We start from the raw sequence: 16,060 nt of genomic DNA, 5'->3' as shown, positions 1-16,060 counted from the left end.
GTGATCGGTGGGAGAATACACAATCCGCCATTTTATTGCACCGCACATGCGCCGCCACGCCACTTCGTCCGAACCGCCACCTGCCGGGGCAGCCGCGCGCGGCGACTGGCGCACCATCAAGAGCCTGCTGCCGTACCTGCTGGCCTACAAGTGGCGCGTCGGGCTGGCGCTGTCGTTCCTGATCGCCGCCAAGGTCGCCAACCTGGGCGTGCCGATGGTCATGAAGCGGCTGATCGATGCCATGAACGTGTCGCCCAGCGATCCGCGCGCGCTGCTGGTGGTGCCGGTCGGCATCATCCTCGGCTATGGGCTGCTGCGGCTGTCGACGTCGTTGTTCTCGGAGCTGCGCGAGATCCTCTTCGCCAAGGTGACGGAAAGCTCGGTGCGCACGCTCGCGCTGCAGGTGTTCCGGCACCTGCATGCGCTGTCGCTGCGCTTTCACCTGGAGCGCCAGACCGGCGGCATGAGCCGCGACATCGAGCGCGGCACGCGCGGCATCCAGTCGCTCATTTCATACTCGCTGTACAGCATCCTGCCCACGCTGGTGGAGGTCAGCCTCGTCATTGCGTATTTCTTCGTGAAGTACGACGCGTGGTTCGCGCTCATCACCTTCTGCGCGCTCGTCAGCTACATCGTCTTTACCGTGACGGTGACGAACTGGCGCACGCACTTCCGCCGCAAGATGAACGAGCTCGACTCGCGCGCCAATCAGAAGGCCATCGATTCGCTGCTGAACTTCGAGACGGTCAAGTACTTCGGCAACGAAGACTACGAAGCGCGCCGCTACGACGAGAACCTGCAGAAGTACCGCGCCGCCGCCATCCGCTCACAGAACTCGCTGTCGGTCCTGAACTTCGGCCAGCAGTTGATTGTGGCCACCGCGCTCATCCTGATCCTGTACCGCGCCACGCAAGGGGTCGCGGCCGGGCACATGACGCTGGGCGACCTGGTGCTGGTCAACACGCTGATGCTGCAGATCTACATTCCGCTCAACTTCCTGGGCGTGATCTACCGCGAGCTGAAGCAGGCCGTGACCGACATGGACCGCATGTTCCACCTGCTGCAGACCAACCGCGAGGTGGCCGACAAACCGGACGCCCAACCGCTGGCCGTGCATGCCGGCGAGGTCCGCCTCGCCCACGTCGACTTCGGCTACGAGGCCAACCGCCAGATCCTGTTCGACGTCGACTTCACCATCCCGGCCGGCACGACCACGGCCGTGGTGGGCCAGAGCGGTTCGGGCAAGTCGACGCTCGCGCGCCTGCTGTTCCGCTTCTATGACGTCAAGTCCGGCGCCATCCAGATCGACGGCCAGGACGTGCGCGATGTCACGCAGGCCAGCGTGCGCGCGGCCATCGGCATCGTCCCGCAAGACACGGTGCTGTTCAACGACAGCATCTACTACAACATCGCCTATGGTCGGCCCGAGGCCACGCGCGACGAGGTGCTCGAAGCCGCCCGCGCCGCGCAGATCCACAGCTTTGTCGAATCGCTGCCCGACGGCTACGACACGCAGGTCGGCGAGCGCGGGCTGAAGCTCTCCGGCGGCGAGAAACAGCGCGTGGCGATCGCGCGCACGCTGCTCAAGCGCCCGCCGATCCTGGTGTTCGACGAGGCCACCTCGGCGCTCGATTCGCGCACCGAGCACGCCATCCAGGAAGAGCTGATGCGGCTGGCGCAGAACCACACCACGCTGGTGATCGCGCACCGGCTGTCGACCATCGTCGGCGCGCACCAGATCCTGGTGATGGAGCATGGCCGCATCATCGAGCGCGGCACGCACGAGTCGTTGCTGCGTGCGGAAGGCCGCTACGCGCAGATGTGGCGCATGCAGGCGCGCGAGCCCGAGCGCGTGGCAGCGGCCGAGGCTGAAGACGCATAAGCAGGGGCAGGGGAGAGGGAAGCGATGGAACTCAAATGGCTGGAAGACTTCATCAGCCTGGCGGAGACGCGCAGTTTTTCGCGCTCGGCCGAATTGCGGCACGTCACGCAGCCGGCGTTCTCGCGGCGCATCCAGTCGCTCGAAGCGTGGCTGGGCAATGAACTGATCGACCGGTCGAGCTACCCGACCAGCCTCACGCCCGCCGGCGAGGTCTTCTACGAGCAGGCCCTGGCGATGCTCGCGCAGGTGAGCGAGACGCGCGCACTGATGCGCGGCCAGCGCCCGGCCAGCGCGTCGACCATCGATTTTGCCGTGCCGCACACGCTGTCGCTCACGTTCTTTCCCGGCTGGCTCGCGCAGGTGGAGGAGAAGGTCGGCAAGCTGCAATGCCGGCTGCGCGCGCTCAATGTGCACGACGCGGTGATGACGCTGGTCGATGGCGGCTGCGATCTGGTCATGGTCTACCACCACGCGCGCCAGATGATCCAGCTCGACCCGACGCGCTATGACATGCTGGTGCTCGGCACCGAGCGCCTGTCGCCGTTCTCCAAGCCCGATGCGAACGGTCGTCCGATTTTTCGGCTGACGCCCACCGCGCGCAAGCCGATCCCCTATCTCAGCTATACGCCCAATGCGTTCCTGGGGCGCATGGTCGACGTGTTGCTGGAAAACTCGCCGGTCGCGCCGCTGCTCGACAAGTGCTACGAGACGGACATGGCCGAGGCGCTCAAGGTGATGGCGCTGGCAGGGCACGGCGTCGCCTTCCTGCCCGAGAGTGCGGTGCGCGACGATGTGGCGGCCGGGCGGCTGGTCCGCGCGGAAGGCAAGGGCGGCGGCACGCTATCGATCGAAATGGAGATCCGGCTGTATCGCGAGCATCCGCAAAACGGCGCGCACGACCGCCGGCACGCGCAATCCAAGCGCAAGCGCGAGCTGATCGACCAGCTTTGGAGCGCGTTGTCGGCGGGATAGCGCCTGTTCGCGGTTAGGCGAGGGTTATGCGCGGTAGGCATAACCCGATGTAAAAACGGCATTGGATTTCATCCGGGGGGCTCCCTAAGCTGGCGGGCATTTTGTAGGGACTCAAGAGCCTTACCGAGGCTCCAAAAGGAAGACAGCCATGTCCAATGTCGCAACGCCGTCGACACTTCACCATGCCATCCCATCCTATCTGCCGGCCGACAACCTCGGCCCGTGGGGGATCTATCTGCAGCAGGTCGATCGGGTCACCCCCTATCTCGGCTCGCTGGCCCGCTGGGTTGAAACGCTCAAGCGCCCCAAGCGCGCGCTGATCGTCGATGTGCCCATCCAGATGGATGACGGCAGCATCGCCCACTTCGAGGGCTACCGCGTGCAGCACAACACCTCGCGCGGCCCAGGCAAGGGCGGCGTGCGTTTCCACCAGGACGTGACGCTGTCGGAAGTGATGGCGCTGTCCGCGTGGATGTCGGTCAAGAACGCGGCCGTGAACGTGCCGTACGGCGGTGCCAAGGGCGGCATTCGCGTTGACCCGCGCAAGCTGTCCTCCGGTGAACTGGAACGCCTGACGCGCCGCTACACCAGCGAGATCGGCATCATCATCGGCCCGAACAAGGACATTCCGGCACCGGACGTGAACACCAACGCGCAGATCATGGCGTGGATGATGGACACGTACTCCATGAACGAAGGCTCCACCGCCACCGGCGTGGTGACCGGCAAGCCGATCGCGCTGGGCGGCAGCCTGGGCCGTCGCGAGGCGACCGGCCGCGGCGTGTTCGTGGTCGGCAGCGAAGCCGCGCGCAACCTGGGCGTCGACGTCAAGGGTGCTCGCGTGGTGGTGCAGGGCTTCGGCAACGTGGGTAGCGTGGCGGCCAAGCTGTTCCAAGACGCCGGCGCCAAGGTCATCGCCGTGCAGGACCACAAGGGCATCGTGTTCAACGGCGCCGGCCTGGATGTCGACGCGCTGATCAGCCATGTCGACCACAACGGCAGCGTGGCTGGCTTCAAGGCTGAGACCGTGTCACAGGATGATTTCTGGGCGCTGGACTGCGAGTTCCTGATCCCGGCCGCGCTGGAAGGCCAGATCACCGCCAAGAATGCGCCCCATATCAAGGCAAAGATTGTCGTGGAAGGTGCAAACGGCCCCACGACGCCCGAGGCGGACGACATCCTGAAGGACAAGGGCACCCTGGTCTGCCCGGACGTGATCGCCAACGCCGGTGGCGTGACGGTCAGCTATTTCGAGTGGGTGCAGGATTTCTCGAGCTTCTTCTGGACCGAAGACGAGATCAACCAGCGCTTGGTACGGATCATGCAAGACGCCTTCCGTGGTGTCTGGCAGGTGGCTCAGGACAACAAGGTTACTCTGCGGACGGCGGCGTTCATCATCGCCTGCACGCGGATTCTGCAGGCCCGCCAAGAGCGCGGTCTGTACCCCTGATCGGCAGGTAACGCATCACAGTCGGTCGGTCAACACCGGCGCGGTGCCTCATCCGGGCACCGTTCCGGTCTATCGCGTCGCCGCCGATCAGGCGGCCATGCGCGACGGTTGAAGAAAGAAAGCCGGTGGCCATGGACGAGCATAACGTCCCAGGCCATCGCACCATGCGAAGGGCAACGTGAGTTGCCCTTCCTTCCTCAAGTCGGGTTTGGTGTAAGCGACAGAGAGCGCACATCAGGCGGGCTTTTTTCCCCTGCTTTGAACAATTCTGATCGGTGCATCGCCGTATCGGTTGCGCGCGTGCGCACGGTATGGACGAGGATTCCGGAGAAGGATGCTGCGCGCATTTTCCGGATGCCCGGAAAGCGCAACGTAAGGTGTCCGGATTCTCGGAGATTGCCGCGTTGCAGGACCGTGAAAAAGCTGAGGAAACCCGTTGGATTCAACGATTTAGTGGCAGCACCAATACTGTCGCGAATTGTTTTTTGGTACAGTCCCGTCTTTCTCTTTCATGGTCAAAAGGAGACTTTCATGAACCTCGCAAAGCTTGCCGCCGTGCTCGCAGCCGTTGGTGTGTTGGGCAGTGCAGCGCATGCGCAAGAGCTCAACGGTACGCTCAAGAAGATCAAGGATACCGGCGTCATCACGCTGGGCGTACGCGACTCGTCGATTCCGTTCAGCTACAACATCGGCGGCGTGCGCACCGTTGGGTACTCGTACGACATCAACCAGAAGATCGTCGAGGCCGTGAAAGACCAGCTCAAGATGAAGGACCTGCAGGTCAAGGAGATCCCGGTCACTTCGCAGAACCGCATCACGCTGCTGCAGAACGGCACCATCGACGTCGAGTGCGGCTCCACCACCAACAACCTCGAGCGCCAGAAGCAGGTGTCGTTTACCGACACCATCTTCATCATCGGCACCCGCATCATGGTGAAGAAGGATTCGGGCATCAAGGATTGGGCCGACCTCAAGGGCAAGAACGTCGTGACCACCGCCGGCACGACCTCCGAGCGCCTGCTGCGCAAGATGAACGATGACCAGAAGATGGGCATGAACATCACCAGCGCGAAGGACCACGGTCAGTCGTTCCTGGTGCTGGAATCGGGCCGCGCGGTTGCCTTCATGATGGACGACGCGCTGCTGTACGGCGAGCGCGCCAAGGCCAAGACCCCGGCTGACTGGGTGGTCGTGGCCAAGCCGCAATCGCGTGAAGCCTACGGCTGCATGGTGCGCAAGGATGACGCGCCGTTCAAGTCGCTGGCCGACAAGACCATCGCCGGCATGATGAAGTCGGGCGAAGTCGCCACGCTGTACAAGAAGTGGTTCGAGCAGCCGGTTCCGCCCAAGGGCCTGAACCTGGACTTCCCGCTGTCGGACGACATGAAGGCGCTGATCAAGAACCCGAACGACAAGGCGCTTGACTGATCGGCTCCCTCAACGGGCCTGATACAAGCGTCATCGAAACGGAAGGCAAAGGCCGATTAACAGGTCCTCTCCCTTCCGTTTCTTTTTGAGGGAACCATCATGAATTACCACTGGAACTGGGGCGTCTTCTTTACCGAAGCCGCCCAGAATCAGACCTATCTGGACTGGCTGCTGGCGGGGTTGAAGACCACGGTCACGCTCGGTCTCACTTCCTGGATCATCGCGCTCATCCTCGGCTCCGTGCTGGGCGTGCTGCGCACCGTGCCGAACAAGTGGCTGTCGGGCATCGCGGCGGCCTACGTGGAGTTGTTCCGCAACATCCCGCTGATCGTGCAGCTGTTCATCTGGTACTTCGTCATGCCCGAGCTGGTGCCGGGCGGCGACTACATCAAGCAGATGAACCCCGCCACGGCGATGTTCCTCTCCGCGATGCTGTGCCTCGGTACCTTTACCGCAGCGCGCGTGTGTGAACAGGTGCGCTCGGGCATCAACTCGCTGCCGCGCGGTCAGCGCAACGCCGGTTTGGCGATGGGCTTCACGCAGGCGCAAACGTACCGCCATGTGCTGCTGCCGATGGCGTTCCGCATCGTCGTGCCGCCGCTCACGTCCGAGTTCCTGAACATTTTCAAGAACTCCGCCGTGGCGTCGACCATCGGCTTGCTCGAGCTTGCTGCGCAAGGCCGCCAGTTGGTGGATTACACCGCGCAGCCCTACGAATCGTTTATCGCCGTGACGCTGATGTACATGCTGATCAACCTGACCGTGATGGGCCTCATGCGCTGGGTGGAAGCACGTAGCCGGCTGCCCGGCTTCATCGGCGGCAAGTAACGGGGGCGAGGACTCTTTATGGCTTATCAATTCGATTTCTCGTCCGTCAACGCCGACAACATGCGCGTGCTCGGTGAGGGCATGCTGCTCTCGCTCGAGATCACGGGCACGGCGATTGTCGTGGGCATTGTTTGGGGCACGCTGCTGGCGATGATGCGCCTGTCGGGCGTCAAGCCGCTGCAGTGGTTCGGGCAGGGCTACGTGAACCTCTTCCGCTCCATCCCGCTGGTGATGGTGCTGCTGTGGTTCTTCCTGATCGTGCCGCAGGTGCTGCAGAAGATCTTCAACCTGTCGCCGGCTACCGACATGCGCATGACCTCCGCGCTGGTCGCCTTTGCGCTGTTCGAGGCGGCGTACTACTCGGAGATCATCCGCGCCGGTATCCAGAGTGTGTCGCGCGGGCAGATGTTCGCGTCGTACGCGCTGGGCATGACGTATGGCCAGTCCATGCGCCTGGTGATCCTGCCGCAGGCCTTCCGCAACATGATCCCGCTGCTGCTCACGCAGGCCATCATCCTGTTCCAGGATACGTCGCTGGTGTATGTGAGCGCGCTGTCGGACTTCTTTACGCAGGCGTACAACATCGGTGAGCGCGACGGCCGTATCGTCGAGCTGCTGCTGTTTGCCGGCCTGTGCTATTTCGTGATCTGCTTCGGCGCCTCCGTGCTGGTGAAGCGACTTCAGAAGAAGGTGACCCAATGATCGAGATCAAGAACGTTTCCAAGTGGTACGGCAGCTTCCAGGTGCTGACCGACTGCACCACCAGCGTGAAGAAGAGCGAGGTGGTGGTGGTGTGCGGCCCGTCGGGTTCGGGCAAGTCCACGCTCATCAAGACCGTCAATGCGCTGGAGCCGTTCCAGAAGGGCGAGATCCTGGTCGACGGCACCTCGGTCGGCGCCAAGGGCACCAACCTTCCGAAGCTGCGCTCGCGCGTGGGCATGGTGTTCCAGAACTTCGAGCTGTTCCCGCACCTGTCGATCACCGACAACCTGACGATCGCGCAGCAGAAGGTGCTGGGCCGTTCCAAGGAAGAGGCGATGGCCAAGGGCCTGAAGTACCTGGAGCGCGTGGGCCTGAAGGCACACGCTGCCAAGTACCCCGGCCAGCTGTCGGGTGGCCAGCAGCAGCGCGTGGCGATCGCCCGTGCGCTGTCGATGGACCCGATCTGCATGCTGTTCGACGAGCCGACCTCCGCGCTGGACCCGGAAATGGTCAACGAAGTGCTCGACGTGATGGTGGAGCTGGCCAAGGAAGGCATGACCATGATGTGCGTGACCCACGAAATGGGGTTCGCCCGCAAGGTCGCCAACCGCGTGATCTTCATGGACCAGGGTGCGATCGTCGAGGACTGCGAGAAGGAAGAGTTCTTCGGCAACATCGAGCACCGCTCGGACCGCGCCAAGCAGTTCCTCTCGAAGATCCTGTCGCACTGAGCAGGGCTTCACGCAACAAAAAAAAGCCGCTCTTTCGGGAGCGGCTTTTTTCATGGGCGACGCGGTGTCAGGTACAGGCTGTATTTGCCGCGTTGGCTGCTTGCACTTCTTCCGGAATCGGCACCTTGGTCGCCATGGTCGCCTGGCCGGATTCGAACATCAGCAGCTCGCCCGGCACGAAGGGCGTCCAGATCTCGTTGTCGGTGAGCGGCGCGGTGGCGATCACGGCGACGCGGTCCGCCGGCGTGGTGTACTTGGCGAAGTCGATCGTCATGTCGGCGTCGATCAGGTGCGCTGTGGAGAACGGCCACTGCCGCACGATGTAGTACAGCCGTGTCGAGCAATGCGCAAACAGCGCCTGGCCGTTGCACAGCAGGAAGTTGAACACGCCGTAGCGGGTGACTTCGCGGGTGATGTCCGACAGCGCGTAGAACAGCTCGTTGAGCGGCGGCTGCGAGCCCGGAAAGCGCTTGCGCAGTGCCTGCATGATGAAGCAGAAGGCGAGTTCGCTATCCGTATCGCCCACCGGCTGGTAGACGCCCGAGAGGAATGGCGAGAAGTTCTTCAGGTCGCCGTTGTGGGCGAAGATCCAATGCCGGCCCCACAGCTCGCGCATGAACGGGTGGCAGTTCTCCAGCCGCACCGTGCCCTGGGTCGCCTTGCGGATATGCGAGATGACGTTCTTGGACTTGATCGGGTAGCGCTTGACCAGCTCCGCCACCGGCGAGGTGCCGGCCGACTGGTTGTCGATGAACAGCCGGCAGGCCTTGTCTTCGAAGAACGCGACGCCGAAGCCGTCGGCATGGTGGTCGGTCACGCCACCGCGCGCGGCAAACCCCGTGAACGAGAACGTCACATCGGTCGGTTCGGCGCAGTTCATGCCCAGTAGCTGGCACATGGTGGGGAAAAATGCGGATGCAATAAAATAGTCATTATCCTGCGGGCTACCTGGGGTGCCAAGCGCCTTGGGGCTGCAACCGCGTCTGCGGGCGCCGGCCGTTGCGCTCACGCCGCACCCCGCCAGATTCGCCACCAAACGTAGCATCCCGATCGTCTGACCGTCGCCCAACTGGAACGCATCCCATGAATTCATACCGCATCGCAGTGATCCCGGGAGACGGGATCGGCAAGGAAGTCGTCCCCGAAGGCCTGCGGGTGCTGGATGCGGCGGCGCGCAAATTCGGCTTCACGCTGCAGACCGATCACTTCGACTTCGCCAGCTGCGACTACTATGCGCGCCACGGCAAGATGCTCCCCGACGACTGGTTCGACACCTTGCGCGGCTACGACGCCATCTTCTTCGGCGCGGTTGGCTGGCCGGAGACGGTGCCCGACCATATCTCGCTGTGGGGTTCGCTGCTGCAGTTCCGGCGCGGTTTCGACCAGTACGTCAACCTGCGCCCGGTGCGCCTGATGCCCGGCATCCGCAGCCCGTTGGTCGACCGCCACGGCCAGCCGCGCGCGCCCGGCGCGATCGACTTCTACGTGGTGCGCGAGAACACCGAAGGCGAGTACTCCAGCATCGGCGGCCGCATGTACGGCGGCACCGAGCGCGAAATCGTGATCCAGGAAACGGTCATGAGCCGCACCGGCGTCGACCGTATCCTCAAGTTCGCCTTCGACCTCGCCCAGCGCCGCCCGGCGCGCCACCTGACCTCGGCCACCAAGTCCAACGGCATCTCGATCACCATGCCGTACTGGGACGAGCGTGTGGAGGCGATGGCCAAGTCGTACCCCGAGGTCAATGTCGACAAGTACCACATCGACATCCTGACCGCGCACTTCGTGCAGAAGCCGGAAATGTTCGACGTGGTGGTCGCCAGCAACCTGTTCGGCGACATCCTGTCGGACCTGGGGCCGGCGTGTACCGGCACCATCGCGATTGCGCCGTCGGCCAACATCAACCCGGACCGCACGTACCCGAGCCTGTTCGAGCCGGTGCACGGTTCGGCGCCGGACATCGCCGGCCAGGGCATCGCCAACCCGATCGGCCAGATCTGGTGCGCGGCGATGATGCTCGAACACCTGGGCCAGCCCGAGGCCGGCGCCGCCGTGCTGGGCGCCATCGAGCGCGTGCTGTCGGCGGGGCCGGGCCACGCGCCGCTCACGCGCGATATTGGCGGCACCGCCGGCACGACCGACCTGGGCCGCGCGATTGCCGAGGCGCTGGCATGAAGCGCAATCGCACCGTCGCAGCGGGCGTGCCCGCCACCGGCCTGACGTGCACCTGCGTCAACCGTGGCCGCGTCCTCCTCGTTCTCTGATTCCTGTTTCCGCTGACCGTTTTTCTACACGCATCATGATCGACACCCTCACTATCGTCCGCCCCGATGACTGGCACCTGCACCTGCGCGACGGCGATGCGCTCGCCGACGTGGTGGGCGACACCGCGCGCCAGTTCGGCCGGGCGATCATCATGCCCAACCTCAAGCCGCCCGTGACCACCACCGCGCAGGCGCGCGCCTATCGCGACCGGATCATGGCCGCGCTGCCCGCCAGTTCGAGTGGCCCGCAGTTCGAGCCGCTGATGACGCTGTACCTGACCGACAACACGTCGCCGGATGAAATCCGCACGGCGCGCGCCAGCGGCTTCGTGCACGGCGTGAAGCTGTATCCGGCCGGCGCCACCACCAACAGCGATGCCGGCGTGACCGACCTGCGCCGCTGTGCCAAGACGCTCGAAACCATGCAGGAGGTTGGCATGCCGCTGCTGGTGCACGGCGAGGTGACCGACCCGACCGTCGACATCTTCGACCGCGAAGCCGTCTTCATCGACACCGTGATGCAGCCGCTGCGCCGCGACTTCCCGGCGCTGAAGGTGGTGTTCGAGCACATCACCACCAAGCAGGCCGCCGAATACGTGCGCGATGCCGAAGGCCCGGTCGGCGCGACCATCACCGCGCACCATCTGCTGTACAACCGCAACGCGCTGTTTGTCGGCGGCATCCGCCCGCATTACTACTGCCTGCCGGTGCTCAAGCGCGAGACACACCGCCTGGCGCTGGTGGCGGCGGCCACCTCCGGGCACCCGCGCTTCTTCCTCGGCACCGACAGCGCGCCGCACGCCAAGGGCCTGAAGGAACACGCCTGCGGCTGCGCCGGCTGCTACACCGCGCTGCACGCGATGGAGCTGTACGCCGAGGCCTTCGAAGACGCCAACGCGCTCGACAAGCTCGAAGGTTTCGCCAGCCTGCACGGCCCGGACTTCTACGGCCTGCCGCGCAATGCCGGCACGCTCACGCTCACGCGCTCGCAATGGCAGCTCCCGGCTGAAGTGCCGTTCGGCGAGCAGACGCTGGTGCCGCTGCGCGGCGGCGAGATGCTGCGCTGGAAGTCGGTCTGAGCGGTCAGCATTCGTGATCGAGGGGTTGGGCGCGATCGACTGGGGGCATCCCGCGTTCGCGCCGTTCGCACAGGTTGGTGTGCCGATCGCCCAGGCGGTCGGGCAGGGCGCCGATCTGCGCGACGCACTGAATGTCCATACGGGTGCGCAAGTGATCCGCACGTCAGGCGGTCACATGCTGCGCTTCATTCCACAAGACGCGCTGCCGCCCGCCACCGCCTATGAGGCGCACATCGCCACGACGGGCGAGGTGCCCACGCGGGACAATCTCCACGACTTCTTCAATGCGCTGATGTGGCTGCATTGGCCGCGCGCCAAGGCGGTGCTCAACGCGCGTCAGGCGCGGGCCATCGCGCAAGACGGCATCGGCGCCGCCCGCGGCAAGGTGCGCGACACCGCCACGCTGTTCGACGAGAATGCGCTGATCTTCCTGCGCACCGATGACGGGCCCGAGCGTTGCCTGACCGGCTTCGATTGGCACGGGTTGTTCGTGCGATCGCGTGCGGGGTGGGGCGTGTCGTGCGCGGTTCTGCCGTTCGGTCACGCCTTGCTGGAAAAACTGGTTGCGCCGTACAAGTCCGTCACCGCGCACGCATGGCCGGTGTGTGTCGCGGCACTGCCGGCGGATCGGGCTTCGCTCGATGCGGCCCTGGCCGACACGTTGCTGGACACCGAGCTGACCCCGCGCGATTTCCGCCCGCTACCCGTCATGGGCATCCCCGGCTGGTGCGATGCCAACGAGGACGTCGCCTTCTATTCAGATACGACGGTATTCCGCCCAGGACGCCGGGCAACGGCCCAGCCCTGATTAGTGCTAGACTCGCGCCTCGCGAAGCGGACCAGACAACCGCTGCTTTCGCCGCCTCGTGCGAGCGGAAGGGGAGGAAAGTCCGGACTCCATAGAGCAGGGTGATGGCTAACGACCATCCACGGTGACGTGCGGAATAGGGCCACAGAGACGAGTCTTCGCCCCAGGCTTCGGCCAGGGCGAAGGGTGAAACGCGGTAACCTCCACCCGGAGCAATCCCAAGTAAGCAGGCGATGAAGCGGCTCGCTGAGTCTGCGGGTAGGGAGCTTGAGCCGGCCGGTAACGGCCGGTCTAGAGGAATGGTTGTCACGCCGTATGGCTTCGGCCACGCGGCGCACAGAATCCGGCTTATCGGTCCGCTTCGCTTTTCTCTTCTGCCAGATCGATCAATTCCAGCGAGTGCGTCATCTCGGCCGTCTTGGCCAGCATGATCGACGCCGAGCAGTACTTCTCGTGCGACAGCTGGATCGCGCGTTCCACGGTGTCCCGCTTGAGGTTGCGCCCCGTCACCGTAAAGGTGAAGTGGATGCGCGTGAACACCTTCGGGTCGGTCTCGGCGCGGTCGGCGTGCAGCTTGACGCTGCAGCCCTGCACGTCCTGGCGGCCACGCTTGAGGATCAGCACCACGTCATAGGCGGTGCAGCCGCCGGTGCCCAGCAGCACCATCTCCATCGGGCGCGGCGCCAGGTTGCGGCCGCCGCCGTCCGGCGCCCCATCCATCGTGACGAGGTGGCCGCTGCCGGTTTCCGCCAAAAAGGCCATGCCGTCCGGGCCGGCCCAGCTCACTGTGCAATCCATGTCCAATCCTTGTGCGGGCGTCGGCTGGGGTGCCGACGAAAAACCACATTGTAGCCACCACGCCTCGTCAGCGTTGGCAGGTTAGGGTGATCTCCTCTTGACAGTGACAGTTGTGTGAAAAGGTGCAACCCGTCACGCATGCACCTAAATCGGGACGAAATTGGAGGAAAGCTTCTAGTGGGCAACAAATGCGCCGGCTGCCATATCCAGTAAGTGTTTGATCTATAAGGAAGTTGACTATATGCATGCGCATTATGGTGCATTTTGCATTACGAAATGCAATTTCGTAGTGCAAATTCTCTTGCGCGTGCCCCAGAGCTGGGTATAATGGCACCCATTGGATCGGCTGATGCGGTGCAACCCACCAAGTCAACGATCAGCAGGTGTCTCCTCCACCCTCCTCCTTTGGTGGATTCAAACCCAAGCTCAACGGCTTGGGTTTTTTTTCGTCCCTCATGTCAGGGTTCTGCCTTTTTCCTTGTGTCAAGGGCTCTTGGCGGGGTACAATCGAAATCTTTTCCGGATTGCCCGCGGAAAAAAGAAACCAGAGAGCCCGCACCAACAAGCGGGAAGGCGGGCCGGCGATGACCCTGCATGGGGTTGCGCAGGCGTCCGCAAGACGATCCGTTCGTGAGCCGTTTGAGCGCGATACGGGTCCACACGGGCACTGACTCAATATTTGGAAAAATCATGAAGACCTTTTCCGCAAAGCCGCATGAGGTGAAGCGCGATTGGTACGTGATTGACGCGACGGACAAGGTCCTCGGGCGTGTCGCCAGCGAAGTGGCACACCGACTGCGCGGCAAGCACAAGCCCGAATTCACTCCGCACGTCGACACCGGCGATTTCATCATCGTCATCAACGCAGCCAAGCTGCGCGTGACGGGCGCCAAGGTTACCGACAAGAAATACTATCGCCACTCGGGCTACCCGGGCGGTATCTACGAAACGACGTTCGGCAAGATGCAGCAGCGTTTCCCGGGCCGCGCCCTGGAAAAGGCTGTGAAGGGCATGCTGCCGAAGGGTCCGCTGGGCTACGCGATGATCAAGAAGCTGAAGGTGTACGCCGAAGGCTCGCATCCGCACGAAGCTCAGCAGCCGAAAGCGCTGGAAATCTAAGGGGCCAAATCCATGATCGGAAACTGGAACTATGGTACCGGCCGCCGCAAGAGCGCTGTGGCACGTGTCTTCATCAAGTCGGGCAAGGGCGACATCATCGTCAACGGCAAGGCCATCAACGAGTACTTCGCTCGTGAGACCTCGCTGATGATCGTGCGTCAGCCGCTCGAGCTGACCAACCACACCGGTACGTTCGACATCAAGGTGAACGTGGTCGGTGGCGGTGAAACCGGCCAAGCCGGTGCCGTGCGTCACGGCATCACCCGCGCCCTGATCGACTACGATGCAACGCTCAAGCCGACCCTGTCGAAGGCAGGCCTGGTGACGCGCGATGCACGTGAAGTCGAGCGTAAGAAGGTCGGTCTGCGCAAGGCCCGCCGCGCCAAGCAGTTCTCGAAGCGTTAATCCGCTTCAAGCTGCTTCAGCAAAGAACCACACCCCCGGGTGTGGTTTTTTGTTTTTGGAGCACAACAATCAAACGGTGGGATGAGATATCGCGTGCGCTTACCCTTTGCAACAGCTCCGACATGCTGGCGCGACTACAATTCACATTTCGTTAGCGTTTGGTCCGTATGATGCAATCCGCCGTTCGTCTTAATCCGGTGCTGTCCCCCGCAGCGGGACAAAGGGTCTCCGCATGAAAGGGCGACGCCTGCTGCGTCGCGTTTCCGTGCTCGCGCCGAATGTCACTGTGCGGTCGCGCTTGCCGTGGCCGGTGACGATCCTGCTGATCGCCGTGGTGATCGGCCTCGCCGCTGCGGCGGCGTTGTGGGCCTTTGAGGAAGGCCGCCGGCTGACCGGCCCGCACGATGCGGACTTGCGCGCCATGAACCGCGAGCTGACCACCAAGCTGGCTGCCGCGCAGGCCGAGCGCGACAAGCTGGCCGCCGCCGCGGGCACCGTCGATTCGCGCCTGGGCATGGCCGAAGGCGCCCAGCAGCAAATGGCCGAGCAGATCAAGGCGCTGGAAGCCGAGAACGGCCAACTGAAGGAAGACCTTGCCTTCTTCGACAGCCTGCTGCCCGCACCAGCGAATGCCGCTGGCATCTACGTACGCAGTTTCCGGATCGCCCGGGATGAGGCGCAGCCCACGCGCTGGCGCTTCCGCGTCCTGCTGATGCAGGGCGGTGGCAAGGCTTTTGCCCCGGTCTCCGAATTCGAAGGCCAGCTCGCGCTCACGCTCAATGTGGTGCAGGCGGGCAAACCTGCTACGATCGATTTCCCCGGCGCGGGGGCCGGCGCAGCGACGGCCCCCGCGACGCGCGTCAAGCTGACGCACTATCAGCGTGTCGAGGGGTGGGTGGATGTACCGCCCGGCACCACGGTCAAGTCGGTCGTGGTGAAGGTGCTGAAGGACGGCAAGATCAAGGCGAGCCAGAGTTTTTCCATGTAACGGGCGTTGTCCCACCTGATCCGTAGAAAGAGGAGTCGACGATGCTGTTTGGCAAAAAGAAAGGGCTGGCGATCGAAACGCTATTGGGCGCCCGCACCAAGCTGGAGGGGGATCTGCGCTTCTCGGGGGGCTTGCGGATCGATGGCGAGATCAAGGGCAACGTGATCGGCGACCCGGAAAAACCCAGCATGCTGGTGGTGACAGACACCGCGCGCATCGAGGGCGAGGTGCACGTTGGCCACCTGATCCTCAATGGCACCGTGGTGGGGCCCGTGCATGTGTCCGAGCTGCTGGAGCTGCAGCCCAAGGCGCGCATCGAGGGCAATGTGCAGTACGCCGCGCTGGAAATGCATCAGGGTGCTGTTGTGATGGGCACCTTGATTCACTCAGCGCCCGGCGATGTGAAGCTGCTGCCCAACCTGAAGCTGGCATCGAACCAGGGTTGATCCGACGGTGCCCCGGCCGTTGCTGGCGCACCGCACAAATATCCTCTTGAAACCCGGGGCTTCGGCACGATTTGCAGCTTGCGCTTAAAATACAGGCAAGTTTTGAGACGTTCCCACAGGAGATTTTCATGAACGCAGTCGCGCAGGCAGCCACGCCCGA

General features: G+C 63.6%; 15 protein-coding genes, 1 other RNA gene and 1 pseudogene. 15 read left to right on the top strand and 2 right to left on the bottom strand.

Going from position 1 to position 16,060, the window contains the following annotated elements; all coding sequences use genetic code 11:
* Positions 1-46: 46 nt before the first annotated feature.
* The 7 genes from QZ609_RS15750 to QZ609_RS15720 all read left to right on the top strand — a co-directional run bounded on the left by QZ609_RS15750 (position 47) and on the right by QZ609_RS15720 (position 7,993).
* A complete protein-coding gene (locus tag QZ609_RS15750; protein ID WP_295496681.1) occupies positions 47-1,882 on the top strand; it encodes an ABC transporter ATP-binding protein/permease in 1,836 nt (611 codons plus the stop codon).
* A gap of 24 nt (positions 1,883-1,906) precedes the next feature.
* Positions 1,907-2,854 carry a LysR substrate-binding domain-containing protein gene (locus QZ609_RS15745; RefSeq protein ID WP_295496679.1) on the top strand — a complete coding sequence of 316 codons (948 nt, stop codon included), beginning with the start codon at positions 1,907-1,909 and terminating at the stop codon, positions 2,852-2,854.
* Between the two features lie 148 nt (positions 2,855-3,002).
* Positions 3,003-4,304 (top strand): Glu/Leu/Phe/Val dehydrogenase, encoded by a 1,302-nt coding sequence (locus tag QZ609_RS15740; protein WP_295496677.1) that lies wholly within the window; start codon positions 3,003-3,005, stop codon positions 4,302-4,304.
* A gap of 531 nt (positions 4,305-4,835) precedes the next feature.
* Complete coding sequence (locus QZ609_RS15735) at positions 4,836-5,732, top strand: glutamate/aspartate ABC transporter substrate-binding protein (protein WP_295496675.1); 897 nt, start codon at positions 4,836-4,838, stop codon at positions 5,730-5,732.
* Positions 5,733-5,831: 99 nt separating this feature from the next.
* Positions 5,832-6,560 (top strand): amino acid ABC transporter permease, encoded by a 729-nt coding sequence (locus QZ609_RS15730; RefSeq protein ID WP_295496673.1) that lies wholly within the window; start codon positions 5,832-5,834, stop codon positions 6,558-6,560.
* Between the two features lie 18 nt (positions 6,561-6,578).
* A complete protein-coding gene (gene gltK, locus QZ609_RS15725; RefSeq protein WP_295496671.1) occupies positions 6,579-7,262 on the top strand; it encodes a glutamate/aspartate ABC transporter permease GltK in 684 nt (227 codons plus the stop codon).
* Entirely contained in the window at positions 7,259-7,993 is a 735-nt protein-coding gene (locus QZ609_RS15720; protein WP_295496669.1) for an amino acid ABC transporter ATP-binding protein, read from the top strand. Before gltK ends, QZ609_RS15720 begins: the two co-directional genes overlap by 4 nt.
* A gap of 67 nt (positions 7,994-8,060) precedes the next feature.
* Here the strand turns inward: QZ609_RS15720 and QZ609_RS15715 are convergent, their stop codons facing one another.
* On the bottom strand, positions 8,061-8,891 hold the full coding sequence (locus tag QZ609_RS15715) for a class II glutamine amidotransferase (RefSeq protein ID WP_295496666.1): 831 nt from the start codon (positions 8,889-8,891) through the stop codon (positions 8,061-8,063).
* Positions 8,892-9,076: 185 nt separating this feature from the next.
* Between QZ609_RS15715 and QZ609_RS15710 the strand changes: the two genes are divergently transcribed.
* The 4 genes from QZ609_RS15710 to rnpB all read left to right on the top strand — a co-directional run bounded on the left by QZ609_RS15710 (position 9,077) and on the right by rnpB (position 12,511).
* Positions 9,077-10,168 (top strand): tartrate dehydrogenase, encoded by a 1,092-nt coding sequence (locus QZ609_RS15710; RefSeq protein WP_295496664.1) that lies wholly within the window; start codon positions 9,077-9,079, stop codon positions 10,166-10,168.
* 124 nt (positions 10,169-10,292) lie between these two features.
* Positions 10,293-11,336: a dihydroorotase gene (gene pyrC, locus QZ609_RS15705; RefSeq protein WP_295496662.1), complete on the top strand. Its 1,044-nt coding sequence runs from the start codon at positions 10,293-10,295 to the stop codon at positions 11,334-11,336.
* A gap of 13 nt (positions 11,337-11,349) precedes the next feature.
* The gene (locus tag QZ609_RS15700) at positions 11,350-12,144 is read left to right on the top strand and encodes a DUF3025 domain-containing protein (RefSeq protein WP_295496660.1); all 795 of its coding nucleotides are present in this window, start codon (positions 11,350-11,352) and stop codon (positions 12,142-12,144) included.
* A gap of 23 nt (positions 12,145-12,167) precedes the next feature.
* Positions 12,168-12,511, top strand: an RNA gene (gene rnpB / locus QZ609_RS15695) — RNase P RNA component class A.
* Positions 12,512-12,519: 8 nt separating this feature from the next.
* Here rnpB and QZ609_RS15690 read toward each other — a convergent pair.
* Positions 12,520-12,942: pseudogene (locus QZ609_RS15690) on the bottom strand (OsmC family protein); the annotation flags it as partial.
* Positions 12,943-13,632: 690 nt separating this feature from the next.
* On the opposite strand from QZ609_RS15690, the gene rplM reads away from it, so the two are divergent.
* The 4 genes from rplM to QZ609_RS15670 all read left to right on the top strand — a co-directional run bounded on the left by rplM (position 13,633) and on the right by QZ609_RS15670 (position 15,900).
* The gene (gene rplM, locus QZ609_RS15685) at positions 13,633-14,061 is read left to right on the top strand and encodes a 50S ribosomal protein L13 (protein WP_295496659.1); all 429 of its coding nucleotides are present in this window, start codon (positions 13,633-13,635) and stop codon (positions 14,059-14,061) included.
* 12 nt (positions 14,062-14,073) lie between these two features.
* On the top strand, positions 14,074-14,466 hold the full coding sequence (gene rpsI, locus QZ609_RS15680) for a 30S ribosomal protein S9 (RefSeq protein ID WP_295496657.1): 393 nt from the start codon (positions 14,074-14,076) through the stop codon (positions 14,464-14,466).
* A 232-nt stretch (positions 14,467-14,698) separates the two neighbouring features.
* Positions 14,699-15,454 carry a DUF6776 family protein gene (locus QZ609_RS15675; protein ID WP_295496656.1) on the top strand — a complete coding sequence of 252 codons (756 nt, stop codon included), beginning with the start codon at positions 14,699-14,701 and terminating at the stop codon, positions 15,452-15,454.
* Between the two features lie 41 nt (positions 15,455-15,495).
* Positions 15,496-15,900, top strand: coding sequence for a polymer-forming cytoskeletal protein (locus QZ609_RS15670; RefSeq protein WP_295496654.1), 405 nt, complete (start codon positions 15,496-15,498; stop codon positions 15,898-15,900).
* Positions 15,901-16,060 lie beyond the last annotated feature (160 nt).

Origin of the sequence: uncultured Ralstonia sp. (assembly GCA_913056305.1) — a bacterium.
Taxonomy (GTDB): domain Bacteria; phylum Pseudomonadota; class Gammaproteobacteria; order Burkholderiales; family Burkholderiaceae; genus Ralstonia.
The sequence above is the reverse complement of the archived record's forward strand: the minus strand, read 5'-3'. Positions and strand labels throughout refer to the sequence as shown.

What these genes read in the sequence shown, in the direction of transcription:
- QZ609_RS15750 (WP_295496681.1), top strand. Translation starts at nt 47, where the DNA reads ATGCGCCGCCACGCCACTTCGTCCGAACCGCCACCTGCCGGGGCAGCC.
- QZ609_RS15745 (WP_295496679.1), top strand. Translation starts at nt 1,907, where the DNA reads ATGGAACTCAAATGGCTGGAAGACTTCATCAGCCTGGCGGAGACGCGC.
- QZ609_RS15740 (WP_295496677.1), top strand. Translation starts at nt 3,003, where the DNA reads ATGTCCAATGTCGCAACGCCGTCGACACTTCACCATGCCATCCCATCC.
- QZ609_RS15735 (WP_295496675.1), top strand. Translation starts at nt 4,836, where the DNA reads ATGAACCTCGCAAAGCTTGCCGCCGTGCTCGCAGCCGTTGGTGTGTTG.
- QZ609_RS15730 (WP_295496673.1), top strand. Translation starts at nt 5,832, where the DNA reads ATGAATTACCACTGGAACTGGGGCGTCTTCTTTACCGAAGCCGCCCAG.
- gltK (WP_295496671.1), top strand. Translation starts at nt 6,579, where the DNA reads ATGGCTTATCAATTCGATTTCTCGTCCGTCAACGCCGACAACATGCGC.
- QZ609_RS15720 (WP_295496669.1), top strand. Translation starts at nt 7,259, where the DNA reads ATGATCGAGATCAAGAACGTTTCCAAGTGGTACGGCAGCTTCCAGGTG.
- QZ609_RS15715 (WP_295496666.1), bottom strand. Translation starts at nt 8,891, where the DNA reads ATGTGCCAGCTACTGGGCATGAACTGCGCCGAACCGACCGATGTGACG.
- QZ609_RS15710 (WP_295496664.1), top strand. Translation starts at nt 9,077, where the DNA reads ATGAATTCATACCGCATCGCAGTGATCCCGGGAGACGGGATCGGCAAG.
- pyrC (WP_295496662.1), top strand. Translation starts at nt 10,293, where the DNA reads ATGATCGACACCCTCACTATCGTCCGCCCCGATGACTGGCACCTGCAC.
- rplM (WP_295496659.1), top strand. Translation starts at nt 13,633, where the DNA reads ATGAAGACCTTTTCCGCAAAGCCGCATGAGGTGAAGCGCGATTGGTAC.
- rpsI (WP_295496657.1), top strand. Translation starts at nt 14,074, where the DNA reads ATGATCGGAAACTGGAACTATGGTACCGGCCGCCGCAAGAGCGCTGTG.
- QZ609_RS15675 (WP_295496656.1), top strand. Translation starts at nt 14,699, where the DNA reads ATGAAAGGGCGACGCCTGCTGCGTCGCGTTTCCGTGCTCGCGCCGAAT.
- QZ609_RS15670 (WP_295496654.1), top strand. Translation starts at nt 15,496, where the DNA reads ATGCTGTTTGGCAAAAAGAAAGGGCTGGCGATCGAAACGCTATTGGGC.